At 29.2% G+C, this 19,407-nt stretch carries 18 protein-coding genes and 1 other annotated feature; of the genes, 14 read left to right on the top strand and 4 right to left on the bottom strand.

Translation table 11 applies throughout. The features are described from left to right. Window position 1: 1 nt before the first annotated feature. From HV819_RS04930 to serS, 5 genes are all read left to right on the top strand, one after another. Complete coding sequence (locus HV819_RS04930; protein WP_154541599.1) at window positions 2-565, top strand: GNAT family N-acetyltransferase; 564 nt, start codon at window positions 2-4, stop codon at window positions 563-565. Beyond that, a complete protein-coding gene (locus HV819_RS04925) occupies window positions 555-1,310 on the top strand; it encodes a DnaD domain-containing protein (protein ID WP_176269661.1) in 756 nt (251 codons plus the stop codon). Before HV819_RS04930 ends, HV819_RS04925 begins: the two co-directional genes overlap by 11 nt. Next, window positions 1,310-2,269, top strand: a complete 960-nt coding sequence (locus tag HV819_RS04920; protein ID WP_154541597.1) for an ATP-binding protein — start codon at window positions 1,310-1,312, stop codon at window positions 2,267-2,269. Before HV819_RS04925 ends, HV819_RS04920 begins: the two co-directional genes overlap by 1 nt. Before the next feature lie 8 nt (window positions 2,270-2,277). Next, on the top strand, window positions 2,278-2,940 hold the full coding sequence (locus tag HV819_RS04915) for an NAD(P)H-hydrate epimerase (RefSeq protein ID WP_154541595.1): 663 nt from the start codon (window positions 2,278-2,280) through the stop codon (window positions 2,938-2,940). Window positions 2,941-2,975: 35 nt separating this feature from the next. After that, window positions 2,976-3,139, top strand: a binding site (T-box leader). A 67-nt stretch (window positions 3,140-3,206) separates the two neighbouring features. After that, window positions 3,207-4,493, top strand: a complete 1,287-nt coding sequence (gene serS / locus HV819_RS04910) for a serine--tRNA ligase (protein ID WP_176269660.1) — start codon at window positions 3,207-3,209, stop codon at window positions 4,491-4,493. A gap of 58 nt (window positions 4,494-4,551) precedes the next feature. Here serS and HV819_RS04905 read toward each other — a convergent pair whose 3' ends face one another. The 4 genes from HV819_RS04905 to HV819_RS04890 are packed head-to-tail and all read right to left on the bottom strand — an operon-like array spanning window position 4,552 to window position 8,574. After that, on the bottom strand, window positions 4,552-5,088 hold the full coding sequence (locus HV819_RS04905) for a 5-formyltetrahydrofolate cyclo-ligase (RefSeq protein ID WP_154541591.1): 537 nt from the start codon (window positions 5,086-5,088) through the stop codon (window positions 4,552-4,554). Then, window positions 5,088-5,780: a radical SAM protein gene (locus HV819_RS04900; RefSeq protein ID WP_176269659.1), complete on the bottom strand. Its 693-nt coding sequence runs from the start codon at window positions 5,778-5,780 to the stop codon at window positions 5,088-5,090. The genes HV819_RS04905 and HV819_RS04900 overlap by 1 nt, the downstream gene beginning before the upstream one ends. Continuing rightward, the gene (locus tag HV819_RS04895; RefSeq protein ID WP_154541589.1) at window positions 5,777-6,670 is read right to left on the bottom strand and encodes a YihY/virulence factor BrkB family protein; all 894 of its coding nucleotides are present in this window, start codon (window positions 6,668-6,670) and stop codon (window positions 5,777-5,779) included. The genes HV819_RS04900 and HV819_RS04895 overlap by 4 nt, the downstream gene beginning before the upstream one ends. Beyond that, window positions 6,667-8,574: an alpha/beta hydrolase family protein gene (locus HV819_RS04890; RefSeq protein WP_176269658.1), complete on the bottom strand. Its 1,908-nt coding sequence runs from the start codon at window positions 8,572-8,574 to the stop codon at window positions 6,667-6,669. The genes HV819_RS04895 and HV819_RS04890 overlap by 4 nt, the downstream gene beginning before the upstream one ends. Window positions 8,575-8,687: 113 nt before the next feature. On the opposite strand from HV819_RS04890, the gene hpf reads away from it, so the two are divergent. The 9 genes from hpf to trpS all read left to right on the top strand — a co-directional run bounded on the left by hpf (window position 8,688) and on the right by trpS (window position 19,356). Next, a complete protein-coding gene (gene hpf, locus HV819_RS04885) occupies window positions 8,688-9,221 on the top strand; it encodes a ribosome hibernation-promoting factor, HPF/YfiA family (RefSeq protein ID WP_154541585.1) in 534 nt (177 codons plus the stop codon). A gap of 86 nt (window positions 9,222-9,307) precedes the next feature. After that, window positions 9,308-10,114 (top strand): prephenate dehydrogenase, encoded by an 807-nt coding sequence (locus HV819_RS04880; RefSeq protein ID WP_176269657.1) that lies wholly within the window; start codon window positions 9,308-9,310, stop codon window positions 10,112-10,114. Continuing rightward, window positions 10,114-11,157: a 3-dehydroquinate synthase gene (gene aroB / locus HV819_RS04875; RefSeq protein ID WP_154541581.1), complete on the top strand. Its 1,044-nt coding sequence runs from the start codon at window positions 10,114-10,116 to the stop codon at window positions 11,155-11,157. The genes HV819_RS04880 and aroB overlap by 1 nt, the downstream gene beginning before the upstream one ends. Beyond that, a complete protein-coding gene (gene aroA, locus HV819_RS04870; protein WP_154541579.1) occupies window positions 11,132-12,346 on the top strand; it encodes a 3-phosphoshikimate 1-carboxyvinyltransferase in 1,215 nt (404 codons plus the stop codon). Before aroB ends, aroA begins: the two co-directional genes overlap by 26 nt. A gap of 8 nt (window positions 12,347-12,354) precedes the next feature. Next, complete coding sequence (locus HV819_RS04865) at window positions 12,355-13,842, top strand: shikimate kinase (protein WP_154541577.1); 1,488 nt, start codon at window positions 12,355-12,357, stop codon at window positions 13,840-13,842. After that, window positions 13,823-14,260 carry a type II 3-dehydroquinate dehydratase gene (aroQ, locus tag HV819_RS04860; RefSeq protein ID WP_154541575.1) on the top strand — a complete coding sequence of 146 codons (438 nt, stop codon included), beginning with the start codon at window positions 13,823-13,825 and terminating at the stop codon, window positions 14,258-14,260. The genes HV819_RS04865 and aroQ overlap by 20 nt, the downstream gene beginning before the upstream one ends. A gap of 120 nt (window positions 14,261-14,380) precedes the next feature. Then, window positions 14,381-17,092: a preprotein translocase subunit SecA gene (secA, locus tag HV819_RS04855; RefSeq protein ID WP_154541573.1), complete on the top strand. Its 2,712-nt coding sequence runs from the start codon at window positions 14,381-14,383 to the stop codon at window positions 17,090-17,092. Between the two features lie 6 nt (window positions 17,093-17,098). Next, window positions 17,099-18,206, top strand: a protein-coding gene (gene prfB, locus HV819_RS04850) for a peptide chain release factor 2 (RefSeq protein WP_154541571.1) whose coding sequence is annotated in 2 segments (ribosomal slippage) — window positions 17,099-17,173 and window positions 17,175-18,206 — 1,107 coding nt in all. Because the reading frame shifts where the segments join, the coding sequence is not laid out codon by codon here. 64 nt (window positions 18,207-18,270) lie between these two features. Further along, window positions 18,271-19,356: a tryptophan--tRNA ligase gene (gene trpS / locus HV819_RS04845; RefSeq protein WP_176269656.1), complete on the top strand. Its 1,086-nt coding sequence runs from the start codon at window positions 18,271-18,273 to the stop codon at window positions 19,354-19,356. Window positions 19,357-19,407 lie beyond the last annotated feature (51 nt).

Raw genomic sequence — 19,407 nt, 5'->3', positions numbered from 1 at the left:
TATGGAAATAATTGGAAAAGATGAAGAAATTTACCTAAAAGAAATTGATATAGATGATGCTTTTGATTTAAGATATTGGAAACTTTTCGAAGATGAAAGGCTTAGGGGATATAATTATGGAAATTTTACAGAAATTGACAGTGAAATCTGGTATAGGAATGTAAAGGGATTTAGGAAAAAGTACTTTGCAGTCAGAAGAATTAAAGATGATAGATTTATAGCCTTTATAGGGCTTAAGGATATAAATAAAATCATAAAAAAATCAGTCCTTGGTATAGTCTTTGATCCAGCTTTTACATCAAAAGGGTATGGATTTAAAGCTATGACTATACTACTAGATTACTATTTTAATGATATGAAATTTTATGAGCTTTATCTTGAGGTCAACGATTTTAATGTAAGGGCAAAAAAATTATATGAAAAGCTTGGTTTCAAAAAGATAGGTACAAGTTTTGAAGTCTTTGAAAACCAGGATGTTGAAATAGATGGTGAGTTTTTTGTAAAAAGATATAACAAGGTTTATTCAAAGATAAGCCAGATGAGAATTAGAAAAGGTGAGAGGTAGAAAATTGGAATTTAAAATTCAAAATTTAAGCCTTGACATGGGTGAAACTTCATTTGAAAATATGTTTCTAAATACCTATGTTCCAATGGCTGATGGTGATAGCCTAAAACTTTTCTTGCTTGTTTATAAGGACTTGAAAAATGAGGGAAGTGTCGATTTAGAAAAGATAAAAAAACAGCTTCTTTTTGATGATGAAAAACTTGAAAAATGCCTGAATTATTGGGTTAATATGGGAGTTTTTAGAAAAAAGGATAAGGGAAATGGTGAGTATTTTTATGAAATCATATCTCTAAGACAGCTTTATTTTGGAGAAAGTAAAAATGAAGATTCATCTTCTATGCTTGATATATCAAAAAGAAAGTCGGTTATGTTTGACTCTGTGGAAAGAATTATACAAAGAAAGCTAACCCCTCAAGATATTAGAAGAATTCAAGAAACTCTAGATGAATACAAGCAAGATCCAGAACTTGTAACAGAGGCTTTTAGGCAGGCAAAAGAGATAAATAATGTTGATGTTAAATATGTAATGGGTTTTTTAAAAACTTGGAGAGATCAATCTATATTTAGCCTTAATGATTTAAAAATTAAAGAAGAAAGAGAAAAGCTTTTAAGGCAAAAACAGTCTAAGAAAAATATTAGGAAAAAAATCTTCACTTCAAAAAATAAAAATTCAGCCAATAAGTCTTTCTCTCAAAAAGCAAGGGAGGAGAGATTTAGAAGAATTCTTGAAGGAGATGATAGGTAATGGATATTAAGGACAATATTTCAAGAATACTAGAAAATAGAAGGATAAAGGATAAAGAAGATCTTCAAAAAAGAAAAGAAGAAATCTATGAGAAATTCCCTAGAGTAAAAACTATAGATAATACCATTAAAGCATTTGGATTTAAGGCGGCATCTATGGCCTATGATGGTTTTGATGTAGAGGAACTTAAAAAAAGACTAAAGGAACTTGAAGAAGAAAAACAAACAATACTTTTAGAAAACTTCTACCCTAAAGACTACCTTAAAATTCACTATCATTGCAATATTTGTAAAGATACAGGCTTTATTGGAAATGATATATGTAGATGTAGAAGACAACTTATAATTGAAGAAAGATATTCCCAATCAAATATCAAAAATTTACTTCAAAGAGAAAACTTTAGAACTTTTAACCCAAATCTTTATTCTAAAAATCTATACAAGGATTATCCTATAAGTCCTTATGAAAATATTATAAGGGTTGGAAAGGATGCAAAAGCCTATATAAATAGCTTTGACAAGTCAAGCACAAACCTTTATATCTTTGGAGATGTAGGAAGAGGAAAGACATTTTTAATAAATTCTATCGCAAAAGAGCTCTTAGATAGGAATTTTTCAGTAGTTTATATGACAGCAACTAAAATTTTTTCCTTTATGAATGATTATCTTTATGCTTTTTCTGAAAGAAAGGAATTTTTACAAGAGGAGTATGACCTTATATTTAAGTCAGATCTTTTAATTATTGACGATTTGGGTAGTGAAAATGATAGAAATTCCAATGAGTCTAATCTTTTTGATATTGTAAATGATAGGATTATAAATAAAAAATCTATTATATTTTCATCAAATTATTCAGAAGATGAATTAAGAGAAATATATGGAGAGAGAATTTTTTCAAGAATCATGGGTTCATCTCATGTTATAGAGATATATGGAGACGATTTAAGACTTTTATTTTAGGAGATATTATGATAATTGTAGATAGAGAAACTATGAAAAATATTGATGCATATGCTATAAATGAGCTTAAAATTCCATCTATTTGTCTTGTAGAAAGAGCAAGTCTTGCTGTTTTGAATAATATAAATCTTGATATAAGAAATTCTTTTGGAATTGTTGCAAGTGTTGGAAATAACGGGGCAGATGGTATGGCTTTAGCACGTAACCTACTCTCTATAGGCAAAAAAGTAGAAATTTATATAGTTGGAGATATAAAAAAAGCAAGTACTGATTTTCTAATAAACTTTGAGTCTTGTAAAAAAATGACTGACAAAATTTTTGAGATAAGGACTATAGACGACATAGAATTTTTTAAAAATAATTTAGAGAAGATAAATACAATAATTGATGCAATATTTGGAACAGGCCTTAATAGGACAGTTTCTGGAATTTATTCTTATGTGATAGAGATAATAAATCTAAGCAATATTTTTACTATATCAATTGATATTCCATCAGGTTATGATTGTGATGGAGAAATGGACTTTGGAACATATGTAGATTCTGATTTTATAGTATCAATGCAACTTATGAAAAAGGGTCTTTATTATGATACTTATTTTAGAGATAAGATAGTTGTAGAAGATATTGGAATTGCCCAAAAAGCAATAGATAAATTTATTAATATTTGAAAAAAATAAAAGAAAAAGTATACTAATAATAATTGAATAAAGCAATGATAAGAAGCAGTAACTAGAAATAGCCTTTAGAGAGAAGATGTTTGGTGAAAATCTTTGGTGAAAGTTAGTGAATCCGTCTTTGAGCTTATAATTAGAGTGAATGAATAATTTTCATTAAATTGGGTGGTACCGCGATAATCTCGTCCCTTTTGGGAGGAGATTTTTTTATTATAAAAATTAACTTTGAAAATTATTTATTAAGAGAATTTGGAGGAAATATGTTAGATATTAAATTTGTAAGAGAAAATCCTGAAGTTGTTAAAGAAAATATTAAAAAGAAATTTCAAGATGAGAAATTACCATTAGTTGATGAAGTTATAGCACTTGATGAGAAACTTAGAGATGTAAAAACCGAAGGTGACAACCTTAGGGCTAAAAGAAATAAGACATCAAAAGAAATAGGTGTTCTTATGGGTCAAGGGAAAAAAGACGAAGCTGAGAAAGTTAAGGAAGAAGTTGGAGAAATAAACGATAGACTTGTTCAAATTGAAGAAGATACCAGAAAATTTCAAGACGAGTTAAAAGAAAAAATGCAAGTTATTCCCCAAATCATTGATGATTCAGTTCCAATAGGAAAAGATGATTCGGAAAATGTAGAAATAGAAAGATTTGGAGAAAATTATACACCAGATTTTGAAATTCCTTATCATGTTGACATCATGGATACATTTAATGGTATTGACCTAGATTCAGCAAGAGATACATCAGGAGCAGGATTTTATTATCTTAAAGGAGATATAGCTAGACTTCACTCAGCGATTCTTTCATATGCAAGAGACTTTATGATTGATAAGGGATATGAATACCATATTCCACCTTATATGATAAGATCTGATGTTGTGACAGGCGTAATGAGTTTTGCAGAAATGGAAGATATGATGTATAAAATAGAAGGGGAGGATTTGTATCTAATAGGTACAAGTGAGCACTCTATGATTGGTAAATTCATAAATACAATTACAGATGAAGAAGATATGCCACTAAAACTTACTTCATATTCACCATGTTTTAGAAAAGAAGTAGGAGCTCATGGGATAGAAGAAAGGGGTGTTTATAGAATTCATCAATTTGAAAAGCAAGAAATGGTAATTATCTGTAAACCAGAAGAATCTAAGAAATACTATGATGAATTATGGAAAAATACAGTGGAATTTTTCAGAAGTCTTGATATTCCAGTAAGAACATTGGAATGTTGCTCAGGAGATTTGGCAGACTTAAAGGTAAAATCATGTGATGTTGAAGCATGGAGTCCAAGACAAGGTAAATACTTTGAAGTAGGTTCATGTTCAAATCTTGGTGATGCCCAAGCTAGGAGGCTTAAAATAAGGCTAAGAGGGGAAAATGGAAATTACTTTGCCCATACCTTAAATAATACAGTAGTAGCACCTCCAAGGATGCTTATAGCATTTTTAGAAAATCTTTTACAAGAAGATGGATCTGTAAGAATACCAGAGCCACTTCAAATGTATATGGGTGGTAAGGAAAAAATTGTACCTAAAAAATAATTAATGATTAATAAAAATGCTATTGCAAGGATTAATTAATCTTTGCAATAGCATTTTCTTAAATTATTTTTTTATCACTTATAATCATATCAAGTTTTTCGTCAAGTGGATCAAGATTAAGGTTAAATGACTCGCTTATATCATAAAATAACCCTATATAAAAAGACTCATTATCCTTTATGAATTTATCATAAAATCCACCACCATATCCAATCCTATGCCTATTTTTATCAAAGGAAAGACCAGGTACAAGTGAGATTTCGATTTTATTACTTGTTTTCCTGTTTTTTGAAGTTTCTATATCATATAATCCATAAGTTAAATCATTAAACGATTCTAGTAAGACAGGAATCATTTTTCTATCTTCTGTGATTTTTGGTATATAAACTTTTTTTCCCATTTTCCAAGATTTTTCTATGATTTTTCTTGTATCGACTTCATCATTTTTAGAAAGATAGGTGAAAATTTCTGATGCATTTCTAAATTTATCAAGATTAAAAAGTTTTTTTCTTATCTCTTCATTCCAAGTTTCTCTTTCGTATTCACTTATCCTATCTCTTAAAGCTTTAAAATATCTTCTCATTTCTCTTTTCATCAACCTACTCCAAAATCCGTAATATTATATAGATAATCTATTTTTGGATTGTTCTTTAAAATTTTATGGTATTTATAAACAAACCATTCTACCAAATCGTCATCTCTTTTTACATCAGTTGAATTATTATTAAAGATATTTACAGTAGCATGAGGAAATTTATTTAAGATAATATCCATATCCCTATCTATCATATCTTTTGTCTGACCTTCAATACCTACCATAATGCATGGAGAATCAAAATATTTTAAAATATCCTTATAGGTCTTAAAATTTGCTCCTTTATTTAGGTATTTTTCTCTAAATTCATTATCAAAGCTTTCAACACCAGTTTTTAAAATTATTTTTTGTTCTTTAAAATATTCTCTTATCTCATTAACCCTACTTCTATAAATCCAATGAACTTCAAAAAATAAGGTGTGAATATTTTTCTTTTTTACAAGATCTTTTATCATTACTAATGTATTTTCCGTAAGTTCAAAAAATGAAGCAGAGTTTATTACTTCAACAGCCGAATAAAGTCCAGTAACTTTAGATAAGGCTTTTTCATTTATTTCATCTATTATTTTATCATCTATTTCATTATCATTTATATAGTCACAAAATCTGCATTGGCCCCACTTGCAGGGTTTAGCTTTTAGTAGGACTATTTCCCTTTTATATTTTTCATTTATTGTTGAATATCTTTTCACTGTTTTAACCTCTTTTTACTATTACTAACTTTCATATAAGTTGCTATTATTTCAGCCCCCAAAATAAGAGTTAGTGAAAACAAAAGCATCCAAGCTAAAAGAGCAATTATTCCTGCAAGCGTTCCATAGATTACTGACATATTGCTCATATTCTGTAAAAAGAAAGAATAAGCAAAACTTGCTACAGATACCATGATAGTTGCTGAAACGCTACCTATAAGGGCATCTTTAAAGCCGATTTTTATGGAATCATTGAACGGTGCTGATTTGTATAAAAATGTAAGAGAAAGAATTAAGGTAAGAGGTGGTATAATTGCAGAAAATAAATTTATTAATACTGAAAATTCGCTTAATGAAAAATCTGAATTAATAAGTCTTAGTATATTTTCAACAAGTCTTAGGAGACTATCGGCATATATTTTTAATAAAAATAAGAAAAATACTATAAAGATAAGGATAAAAGTATAAAAAAATCCAAATATCTTATTTTTTATCATAGAGTGATCATCCTCAAGCCCATAAGCAACATTTATAGCTATAAGGATTTTAGAAACACCTTTTGAAGCTGACCATAAGGCGAAAAGTAGGGTGATAGTTGAAATAGTTGTAATTGATGATGAGTTAAGAATTGAATCAACTATCATAGTTATAATTGCTCTGATAGATTCTGGCATAAGAGCAATAAATTCAAGGATTACATCTTCATTACCCTTCATGTATTTTGTAAGAATATTTAATAAAACTAAAAGCATTGGTATAGATGCTGATAAAAAGTAGTAAGAAAGTGATGAGGCAAGGGTCATTAAATCATGTTCTCTTACTCTTTCAATTAAGGTAAGGACAAAGTGTTTGACCTTGTCCTTAGAAAAATCTTTAAATATATCTCTCATTTTAAATAAGTATCAAACCATTCTTTGATAGCTTCAAGTCTTTTTATTCTTGCCTTAGGTTTACCAGATCTTGAAAGCTCATGGTTTTCTCCATGAAAAATATACATTTTACTATCTACGCCATTTTCTTTAATTCTTGTATACATTTGAAGACCTTGTTCTAAAGGACATCTATAATCTTCATCTGAATGGATAAACATGGTTGGTGTTTTTACATTTTTAGCGTGTTTTATTGGTGATTGTTCCCACATCTTATTAAGATTATCCCAAGGATTTGCTCCAGTTTGGTCAGGTGCAAAATAATAGCCTATATCAGATACTCCATAGAAGGAAGTCCAATTTGAAATAGATCTTTGTGAATTTGCTGCTTTAAAGCGGTCTGTATGCGATACTATCCAATTTGTCATAAAACCACCATAGGATCCACCATATACGCCCAAGTTATTTATGTCTATTTGGGGATATCTTTTTATAGCTTCATTAGTAAATTTCATTAAATCCTCATAATCGATACTGCCGTATTTTCCTCTTATATCAGAATATGCTACCCCATTTCCACTTGAACCATGTGGGTTAGTATAGATTACTATATAGCCATCATTCGAAAAAACTTGGTGTTCGTGGTGAAAAATATTTGAAAACTCAGTTTTTGGTCCTCCATGTATTGAAAGAAGGGTAGGATAAATCTTATTCTTATCAAAATCAGTAGGAAGAAGGACAAATCCTCTTATCTTATCACCATTTGATTCAAAGTAAAATTCTTCAATCTTTCCTATAGCAGACTTTACCTTATTATCAATAAGGATTTCATCATTATTTAAATCTTTTAAGTGACTTAGTCTTTTATCATCCATTGCAAAATAATAAATTTTATTATCTCCAACAACAAATTCTTCCACACAGCCATCTTTTAATAATTTTAGATTTTTTTCCTTATCAAATGAGTAAAGCTTAGATTCTTCTTTTTCTGTGACTAGAAAATAAAGAGTAGAATTTTTAAAGTAAAAGCTACGACCTGAGCCAAATCTTGCATCAGTACCTATGGAATTACCAAAAGATTTATCAAAATCATCAGGACTTATTTTTATATAATTTCCTTGAAAATTGGTTTCATATATAAAACAGTCTTCATTTATTCCACCCTTTTTATGATCAGATCCAACAAAAACTATTCTATCATTATCAAAGAAAATATCATAATATGAAAATTTATCTCTTATGATAATTTTTTCTATATTTTTTTTAAAATCTATAAGGATTAAGTCTTCTTTGAGATTTCCTACCCCATTATAGCTTTTTAGTACAGTTACAGCGATCTTATCTAAATTATCATTTATAGCAAAGCTTTGAAGCTTACTATTATCAAATTTTCTTATTTCTTTTAGTTCATCTTTATCCTTATCATAAAAGTATAGAGATTCTATTTTATCATTATCATAGCCTAGACCATTATAATAGAAAGGAACTTTTGTAATTTCTTTATAAAAAGAATTTTCTTTTTCTTCCTCTCTTTCTTCTTTACTTAACTTATCACTTGCTTTAATTAGAAATCTTCCATCTTTTAGAACTTTTATAAAGGAAACATTTTTATTTATTTTAAAACAAGGTTGTGAAACATTTAAAGTCATATCTTTTTTATAAAAATAATCATATTTATCATCTGATTTTTCTTTAAAAATTAATATATTTTCTCTATCAAAGAAAAATAAGTTTATATTATTATTATCACTTACCTTATATGAAGCCTTTTTTTCTATATCATAAAGGTTAAGGAAAGAATCATATTTATTTTCTTTTAAATTTGCCTTGCTAGATTTAAAGGCCAAATATTTATTATCGTAGGATATCTCTAGATTCGAGTAAAATTTATAATCTAGAATATCTTTAATTTTAGTCTTTTCCATATGTCCTCCTATTTATATATATTATACATTATTTTCTAGTAAGAAAAAACTCTAAGGTTTATAAAAATATAAAAAGGGTATATATTTAATAACAAAATGATGGAGGTAGCCATATGAAATTAAATATTAAGGGAAAAAATATTAATGTTTATGATAGCTTAAAACGAGAGGCTCAAGAGAAATTTAATAGGTTGGATAAGTACTTCAATGGTGAAGAGGAAATGGACCTAAAATTCTCAACTGAGGGTAATCTTAAGAAAGTTGAGGCTACAATTTTTCTAAATGGAGGCACAATACTTCGTGCTGAAGAAGAAAATGGAGATTTTTCTACAGGAATCGATAGGGTAATTGATGCCTTAGTTAGACAAATTAGAAAACATAAGACAAAACTTGAAAGAAATCGTAAAAATGGAGAATCTATTAAGTTTGACTTGTTTGATGATGATGCAGAATTAGAAGAAGATGATAGTCCGAAAATTGTAAGAACTAAGGAGCTTATTCTAAGACCTATGAGTGATGAGGAAGCTGTTCTACAAATGGAGCTTTTAAACCATGATTTTTTCTTATATCTAGATGATATAGAAATGAAACAAAGACTAGTTTATAAAAGAAGAGATGGAGATTATGGACTAATTATCCCTGAATAAGGATTATGAGGCTAGCTAAGCTAGCCTTTTTTTTATAGGTGAATTTTGGTATAATATAAAAAAATATTTATAAAAAAAGGTGTAAAATGAAAAATATAGCAATAGTAGGTCTTGGTTTAATGGGTGGTTCGTTTGCCAAGGCTTTTATAAAATATACTAATAATAATATTTTTGCCTATGATATAGACAAAAAAAGTCTGGAAGATGGGAAAAATTTTGGAATAAGGGAAATTTTAAATTTAGAAGATTTATCCAAAATGGATTTAACAATAATTTGCTTAAATCCAAATATTATTATGAATTTTGTTAAAGAAAATCATAAATATTTTAAAAATACTGTAATGGATATAGCAGGAGTAAAAAATGAAGTCTATCCTTTGATTAAATCTTTTGAAAGTGAAGGTTCATTTATTTATAAATCAATCCATCCCATGGCAGGTAGAGAAATTTATGGTTTTAAATCATCTATAGATGACTTATATAAGGATGCTTCTATGATTTATGTGGATGAATTAAATGAGGAAGAAGTTTTTCTATTTAAATCTATAGGATTTAGTAAATTTGTAAAAGCATCTTGTGAAGTACATGATAAAATGATATCTTTTACCTCTCAGCTTTGCCATGTGATTTCAAATGCTTACATATTAAATGATAAGAGTTTAAATTATGATGGATTTGCTGCAGGAAGTTTAAAGGATATGACAAGAGTAGCAAAGATTAATGGAAAACTTTGGTCTGAGCTTTTTTTAGAAAATAGAAAATTTTTGCTTGAAGATATAGATATCCTTATTGATAACTTAAAAAATATAAAAAATTGTTTAATATATAATGATAGAAAATCTCTCGAAGACATACTTTTGAAGGGATCTAATATAAGAAAGAAGATGTGGTAATGAAACTTAGAGTAGATTTAGATAAGCCATATGATATAGAAATAAATGCAGGCTCAATAAATTGTCTTAATAGATATTTAAAAGAAAATTATAAAAATTCAAAGATTCTTTTAGTTAGTGACGACTTGGTATTTAATATACATAAAGAAAAAATACTTAAAGAATTAGATGGCTTTTTTTATAAGACTTATATACTTAAAAATGGTGAGAGTTCTAAAAATACAGAAAATCTTATTGAAATGTTAGAATTTGCAGCTAAAAATGAATATAGAAGATCTGATCTAGTATTAGCCTTTGGTGGTGGAGTTGTCGGAGACATAACAGGACTTTTTTCAAACCTATATCTTAGAGGACTAGACTTTATAGCAATTCCTACAACATTTTTATCAGCTATAGATTCATCTGTTGGTGGAAAAACAGCTGTAAATTTAAAGGAAGGTAAAAATTTATGTGGGACCTTTTACCAACCTAAGAAGGTCTTTATAGATACTGATTTCCTTAAAACTTTGTCTGACTACACTTTTAATGATGGATTAGCTGAGGCAATTAAGTATGCAATGATAAGAGATAAATCTCTACTTAAAAAACTCATGCAAGAGAAGATAGATAAGAATTATGAAAATCTTCCGTTAGTAATAAAATCTTGCCTTGATATAAAAAGAGAAGTTGTTAGAGAAGATGAAAAAGATTTAGGTATAAGACAAATTTTAAATTATGGTCATACTTTTGGTCATGCCATAGAAAAAAAATCCAATTTTAAGATAGGTCATGGTCATGCTGTAGCCTTGGGTATGTTAATTATGGTTAAATATTTTAATGAAGACTTTTATAATGATTTCTTAAAATTATTAGAAAAATATGGCTTATATGATAATATAGATTTCAATACGGAAGAAATATTAAAGCTATGCATGGTAGATAAGAAGTCTAGAAAAGATAGAATAACTATTATTGCAGTAAAGGAAATAGGTTCATGTGAGCTTATTGAAATAGGGTTAAAGGATTTAAGAAAGATATATGAAAACAGACAAGATTACAATTAAAAAGGGAAAGTTAAAAGGAGAGATTGATGCAATCTCTTCTAAATCTTTCGCTCATAGAGCTTTAATAATGGCAGGACTTTCAGATAGTCCAACAGAAATTTTTATTAATGAATTTTCTAAAGACATTAATGTTACCATTAAAGCCTTAGAAGATTTAGGTGCTTATATAGAAAGATATGAGGATAAGATAATACTAATACCAAGTAAAAAGAAACTAAATAAGGCTATAATTGATATGTATGAGTCAGGTTCATCTTTGAGATTTTTTACAGCAGTAAGTACTCACTTTGCAAAAGAAATTAAAATTATAGGTGAAAAAAGATTAAGCCAAAGACCGAATCTTGCTTTGATTGAAAACTTAAGAGAAAACGGACTTTCTATAGATAATGATAGACTTCCCTTTACTATTTCAGGAGATTTTTTGGGAGGAAATTTTAAATTATCCCATGATGAATCTAGTCAATATATTACGGCTCTTCTACTTGCTGGAAGCAAGAGTGCTAGAACTTTTATTGAACTTGATAATCTTGCAGAATCCGTTGGTTATGTAGATATTACAATTGATGTCTTGAAGGATTTCAATGTAGATGTTATAAAAGAAGGATTCTCCTATAAGATAGAAAATCCTAAAATTATATCACCCAAAAAATACTATGTAGAAGGAGACTGGTCAAATTCAGCCTTTTTTTATGGAGCGAATCTTTTGGGTTCTGATATAAAAATTAATAATTTAAATTTCAATACATCACAAAAAGATAAGGAAATAATAAGTATAATAGAAAGAATAAAAGAACATAAGAATAATGGAAAAACTCTTAAAATTGATATATCACAAATTCCAGATCTTGCTCCAATCACAGCTATCCTTCTTACAACATTAGATAAGCCCTCTTATATAGTAAATGGAAAAAGACTTAGGATAAAAGAAAGTGATAGGCTAATATCAACATGTCAAATGCTAAACAACCTAGGGGCAAAAGCTGAGATAAGGGGAGATGATCTTAAGGTGGAAGGAAAAATTAAAGGAGGAGTTGTAGATTCTTTTAATGACCATAGAATAGTAATGGCAGCAAGTATTGCATCAAACCTTGCGAGTGAAGATATTACAATACTAGACTATAAAGCAGTTAATAAGTCTTATCCTAACTTTTTTAATGACTTTGAAAAATTAGGGGGAGAATTAAGATAGGTGAATAAATGAGAAATATAAAAGATATAAGATTTGACATAGATAAGGTAGATGAGAAACTTATAAAATTGTTAGAAAAGAGATTTGATCTTTCAAAAGAGGTTAGCTTATATAAAAAAGAAAATAATAAGCCTATTTTTGATAAAGAAAGAGAGAATGAAATTCTTAAAAATTTGGAAAAAGAAAATAAAAAATATGGGCCGTATTTTAGAGAAATCTACAAAACTATTATGGAACAGTCGAAAAATTTGCAAAAAAAATGTGAAAGGTATGGACTCTTAGGGAAAAAACTTGGTCACTCTTTTTCAAAAATAATTCATGAAAAAATTGGAAACTACACTTATGAATATTTTGAAAAAGATGAAGATGAACTTAGTGATTTTTTTCAAAAAAGAGATTTCAAAGCTATAAATGTTACTATTCCATATAAAAACGATGTTATAAAATATTTGGATGTAATATCAGATAAGGCTGAAAAAATAGGGGCTGTAAATACTATAGTAAATATAGAGGGTAAACTTTATGGTTACAATACTGATTATGAAGGCTTTTTATATAATCTTAAAAAACACAAAATTGATATAAACGGAAAAAAAGTCTTAATTCTAGGAAAGGGTGCTACAAGTAATACCGTAAAAGTAGTTTTAGAAGATTTAGGTGCTAAAAAAATTGTAAGACTATCTAGAAGATTTAAGCCCTTCTTTAAGGATGTAAGCAATTATATAGATTATCAAATTATTATAAATACAACTCCTGTTGGTATGTTTCCTAATAATGAAAAAAAACTTTCTGATATTAACATTGATGATTTTAAAAACCTTGAAGCTTTTGTTGATTGTATATATAACCCTTTTATGACAAACTTATCTATAGATAGTAAAATTAAGGGGATTACATTTGCCACAGGTCTTGATATGTTAATAGCCCAAGGAGTTAGGGCTGCTGAATACTTTTTAGGTAAAAAAATTGATGATAAAAAAATTTGCCAAATAAGAAGTTCGATTTTTAAAGAACAAATGAATATAGCTCTTATTGGAATGCCAGGCTCTGGCAAAACAAGCATTGCTAATATACTTTCAAAAAAACTTGATAGAGAATTCATAGATATAGATTGTGAATTCGAAAAAAAATATGGAAATATAGAGGACTTTTTTAAGAGATATGGAGAAGATGAATTTAGAATAAAAGAAAGTGAAATTTTAAAAGAATATGGCAAAAAGGTTGGTCTTGTTATAGCCTGTGGTGGAGGAGTAATAAAAAAAGAAATAAATTATTATTATCTTAAGCAGAACTCTTTTATTGTTAATATAAAAAGAGATTTAGATAAGCTTGCCATAGAAGGTAGACCACTATCACTTGAAAAAAGAATTGAAGACTTATATAAGGAAAGAAAGGACTTGTATGAGAAATTTGAAGATGTAAGTGTTGAAAATATTGATATTAATGATTGTAGTGATGAAATTATAAGGATATTTTATGAAAATATTAGTTATTAATGGACCTAACTTAAATATGTTAGGAATAAGGGAAAAAGAGCTTTATGGGAAAAAAAATTATAAAAATCTAATAAAGACAATTAAAGACTATTGTGAAAAAGAAAAAATGACGGTTGAAATCTATCAGTCAAATTATGAGGGGGATTTGGTAAATAAAATCCAAGAAGCCTACAAGAACTATGATGGTATAGTTATAAATCCTGCAGCTTACACACATACATCAGTAGCAATACTTGATGCCCTTAAGGCTGTTTCTATACCAACTGTCGAAGTTCATCTTACAGATGTAGATCAAAGAGAAGAATTTAGAAAGATATCTTTTGTTTCTTACTATGCCCAAAAAACAATAAAGGGATTAGGCTTTGATGGCTATTTGAAAGCCATAGATTTTTTAAAAGAAAATTACAGTAAAATTTAATAAAAATATTTTACATTTGAAGGATTTTCATTTAATATTATATTTGTGAGAGTTTAATCCTAGCAAATTGAATAATATAAGAAAAATGGTAGGGTATACAGTGAATTAGAGGTGAAGAATTTGGCGTTATTAAATTTATTTAAATCATTTAGTCAAAAGGAGATAGACAACAATAAAAAGATTGTTGATAAAATCCTTGCTCTAGATGAAGATATGCAAAAATTAACAGATGAACAGTTACAACACAAGACGGTAGAATTTAAAGAAAGACTTAAAAATGGAGAAACACTAGATGACCTTCTAGTTGAAGCTTTTGCTACAATAAGAGAGGCAAGCGATAGAGTATTAGGAATGAAACACTACCCAGTTCAACTTCTAGGTGGAATTGTTCTACATAATGGACAAATAGCAGAAATGAAGACAGGTGAAGGTAAGACCCTTGTAGAAACAGCACCTGCTTATCTTAATGCCCTTGAAGGAAAAGGAGTTCATATAGTTACAGTAAATGATTACTTAGCAAAAAGGGACCAAGAATGGATGGGAAAAGTTTATTCATTTTTAGGCCTAAGTGTAGGTTGTATAATTTATGGACTTACAAACTCAGAAAGACAAGAAAATTATGCTTGTGACATAACTTATGGTACAAATAATCAGTTCGGTTTTGACTACTTAAGAGATAACATGGTTATATATAAGGATAATATGGTGCAAAGGGGACTCCACTATGCCATAGTTGATGAGGTTGATTCAATTCTTATAGATGAGGCAAGAACCCCACTTATAATATCAGGTGAGGGAGATGAGTCTACTGATACTTATCAAAGAGCAGATGAGTTTATAAAGGGACTTGAAGGAAGAATATTAGATCCAAATGAAGATTTAGACCAAGATCCGTTTGATAGGGAATTTGTTGTTGAAGATGTAGACTTTTTAGTTGATGAGAAAAGAAAATCATCAAACCTTACAGAAAAAGGTACAGCAAAGGCTGAAAAGTTCTTTGGGATAGATAATTTATCAGACCCAGAACATCTTGAACTTTCCCACTATATTAATAACGCACTTAAGGCAAATACTACAATGACAAGAGATATAGACTATGTAGTAAATAATGGTGAGGTTATGATAGTAGATGAGTTTACAGGTCGTATTATGCAAGGAAGAAGATATTCAGATGGTCTTCATCAAGCAATAGAGGCCAAAGAAGGTGTAGAAGTACAATCAGAATCAAAAACTTTAGCTACAATTACCTTCCAAAATTACTTTAGAATGTATGATAAGCTATCAGGTATGACAGGTACAGCAAAAACTGAAGAAGAAGAATTCTCAGAAATATATAAGTTGGATGTAGTTGAAATACCAACAAATAGACCTATTCAAAGAGTAGATGATGTTGATCATGTTTATATTAATGAACGAGGAAAATTCAATGCTATAGTTGAAGAAATAAAAAAAGTACATGCTACAGGTCAACCAATCCTTGTAGGTACAATTTCAATTGAAAGTTCAGAAAAGCTTTCAAATGAACTAAAGAAAGAAAAGATAAAACATGTTGTCTTAAATGCTAAAAATCACGAAAGGGAAGCTGATATAGTTGCCCAAGCAGGAAGGCTTGGATCTGTTACAATAGCAACCAATATGGCAGGCCGTGGTACAGATATTATGCTAGGTGGTAATGCAGATCACATGGCAAAGCAAAAACTTAAAAAAGAAGGGATATCAGATGAATTATTGGAACAAGTAGATTCCTTCCAAGATACAGACAACCAAGAAATCCTTGAAATTAGGAAAAAATACAGACATTATAAGTCACAAGTTAAATCTGGAATTGACAAGGAAGCTGAAAAGGTAAGAGAACTTGGTGGACTATATATCATAGGTTCTGAAAGACACGAATCAAGACGTATAGACAATCAGTTAAGAGGTCGTTCAGGTAGGCAAGGTGATCCAGGTAGATCAAGATTCTTTATTTCTCTAAAAGATGACCTTATTAGACTTAATGTAGGGGAGCAAGTATCTAAATTTGTAGAAAACCACAATTATCCAGAAGATGAACCTATAGTTTCAAAAATGGTAACAAAATCTATTGAAAAGGCCCAAAAAAGAGTAGAGGCAAATAACTTTGCAACAAGAAAAAGGGTTCTTCAATATGATGATGTTATGAATAAACAAAGAACTATAATCTACAATGAAAGAAAACAAGTTTTATATGGGGAAAATATGAGGGATTCAATCTTAGGTATGCTTAAGGATTCAATTACATCAGCAGTATACTCTTTTACAAATCCACAAATAAAACCTGAAAATTGGGAAATGGTGGCCTTATTAAATCATCTTAACACAATGGGTATACCTGTAGAAAACCTAAGATTTCCAAATATAAATGAATACACTCAAGAAAAGTTGATAGATTATATATATCAAATAAGCCTTGATAAATATATGGAAAAAGAAAAACAGTTTGGTGAAGATAACATGAGAGAGGTAGAAAGAGTTGTACTTCTTAGGGTTATAGATACAAAATGGATGGAACATATAGACTCAATGGATCAAATGAGAAAAGAAATAGGTGTAAGAGCAATGGGTAATGATGATCCAGTTAGAGCTTACACTAATACTGGATTTGATATGTATGAAGAAATGACAAAGTCTATTCAAGAAGAAACTGTAAGACTTATGATGGGTGTTGAAATTAGACAAAACATCGAAAGAAAGCAAGTACTAAAACCAGAAGAAGAAAAAACTCAAAATCCTCAAGAGGAAGAAGAAGCTACAAATAGGGCTGAAAGAAGAAGACTTAGAAGAGAACGAAATAAATCCAAGATAAAAAGATAGGTAATTATGGCAGAAATTTACGAATTAAAAGAGATGATTGAAATTGAGAATAAAAACTTAGAAATGATCGGGGTTCGTCTTTGACCCAGATAGCTTAAGTGAAGAGATAAAGATTTTAGAAAAAAAATCTATGTCAAAAGACTTTTGGGATAATAGTCAAAAAGCTCAAGAAATTATGACTAGTTTATCTGAAAAAAAGGATAAGTTTAATAATTATAAAAGATTTGTAGATGACTTAAAAGATTATAGTGATCTATTAGAAATAATAGAAGAAACTAATGAAACTAATGTGCTAAATGAAATTGAAGATTCACTAAAACAAATACAAAAAGAACTTAAAAAATTCAAAATACAAGTTGAACTTGATGGAGAATATGACAAAAATAATGCTTATATGGTAATACATGCAGGAGCAGGAGGGCTTGAGGCAACAGATTGGGCTCAAATGCTTATGAGAATGTATACTAGGTATTTTGAAAGAAGAAATTTTAAATTTGAGCTTCAGGACCTAAATAATGAAGAGGCTGGTGGAATAAAATCTGCTACCATACATGTAAAAGCTCCTTATGCATATGGTTATCTTAAGGGAGAGAAGGGAGTCCATAGACTTGTAAGAATATCTCCTTTTGATTCATCAAAAAGAAGGCATACATCTTTTGCATCAGTAGATATATTTCCTGAATTAAATGATGATATGACAGTTGAAATAGACCCGAAAGATATTAGGATAGATACCTATAGGGCAAGTGGAGCAGGTGGTCAACATGTAAATAAAACTGACTCTGCAGTTAGAATTACTCATATTCCAACAGGGGTTATTGCCTCATCTCAAGCTGAAAGAAGCCAAACACAAAATAAAGAAACAGCTATGAAACTTCTTTATGCTAAACTTATTCAAATTAAGGAAGAAGAACATAGGGAAAAAATAGAAGACATTCAAGGAAACTACACTCAAATTGCTTGGGGTAGTCAGATTAGATCTTATGTATTTCATCCATACACACTTGTGAAAGATCACAGAACCAATTATGAAGTAGGTAATGTGGAGGCTGTTATGGATGGAGATATAGATGGTTTTATAGATTCATATCTAGCAAGTGGAGAAAGCAAATAGCTTTTTCTAGAATTAAGCTGTTTTGAGATTTTTCTTAAGACAGCTTTTTATATAAGGAGAAAAAATGAAAGATATAATACTTACAGCTGATAGGCCGACTGGAAAACTTCACCTAGGTCATTACGTTGGTTCACTTAAAAATAGGGTTAAGATTCAAAATGAAGGAAACTTTGATAAGATGTATGTAATGATAGCAGACGCACAAGCTCTTACTGATAATTTTGATAACCCTCAAAAAATAAGAGAAAATATAACAGAGGTGATGCTTGATTACTTGTCAGTAGGGCTTGATCCAGAAAAGGTAACAATCTTTGTCCAATCGTATGTTAAAGAGCTAACAGAATTAACTTTTTATTTACTTAATCTGGTTACAGTATCAAGACTTGAGAGAAATCCAACAGTAAAAAGTGAAATAAAGCTTAGAAATTTTGAAACTAGCCTTCCTGCAGGATTTTTAATCTATCCTGTAAGTCAAACATCAGATATTATTCTTTTTGATTCAAATATAGTTCCAGTAGGAGAAGATCAAGAACCAATGCTCGAGCAAGCTAGAGAATTGGTTCGCTCCTTTAATCATACCTACAAGGAAATTTTTAGAGAACCAAAAGCTGTAATTCCTGAAAATAAGGTATGTAGAAGACTTCCAGGAACTGATGGAAATGCTAAGATGAGCAAGTCACTTAATAACTGCATATATCTATCTGACTCAAAAGAAACAGTTAAAAAAAAGGTAATGAGTATGTTTACAGACCCTGATCACTTAAAGATATCTGATCCAGGGAAGGTTGAAGGTAATACGGTTTTTACCTATCTTGATGCTTTTTGTGATGAAACTCATTTTAAAAAATATCTTCCAGATTATAAGAATTTAGATGAATTAAAAAATCACTATAGACGTGGTGGACTTGGAGATGTTAAAATAAAGAAATTCTTAAATAAAGTACTTGAAGATGAACTTGAACCTATAAGAGAAAGAAGAGCATATTATGCTAGAGATATAAATAAACTTTTTGAAATCCTTGAAAAGAGTTCTAAAGAAGCGAGCGAATATGGTCAAAAGAAACTTGCTCAAGTAAAAGAAGCTATGGGTATAAATTATTTTGATGATAGGAATTTAATTCTTAATCTTCAAGCAAAATATGAAAAGTAGAATAAAAATCGAAAAGTAGATTGTTAAAAAAAGTGTAAGTTTTCTTGCACT

This window comes from Anaerococcus faecalis (assembly GCF_013371425.1).
GTDB lineage: Bacteria > Bacillota > Clostridia > Tissierellales > Peptoniphilaceae > Anaerococcus > Anaerococcus porci.
Note: the sequence above shows the minus strand (reverse complement) of the source record. Positions and strands in the feature narration are given on the sequence as shown.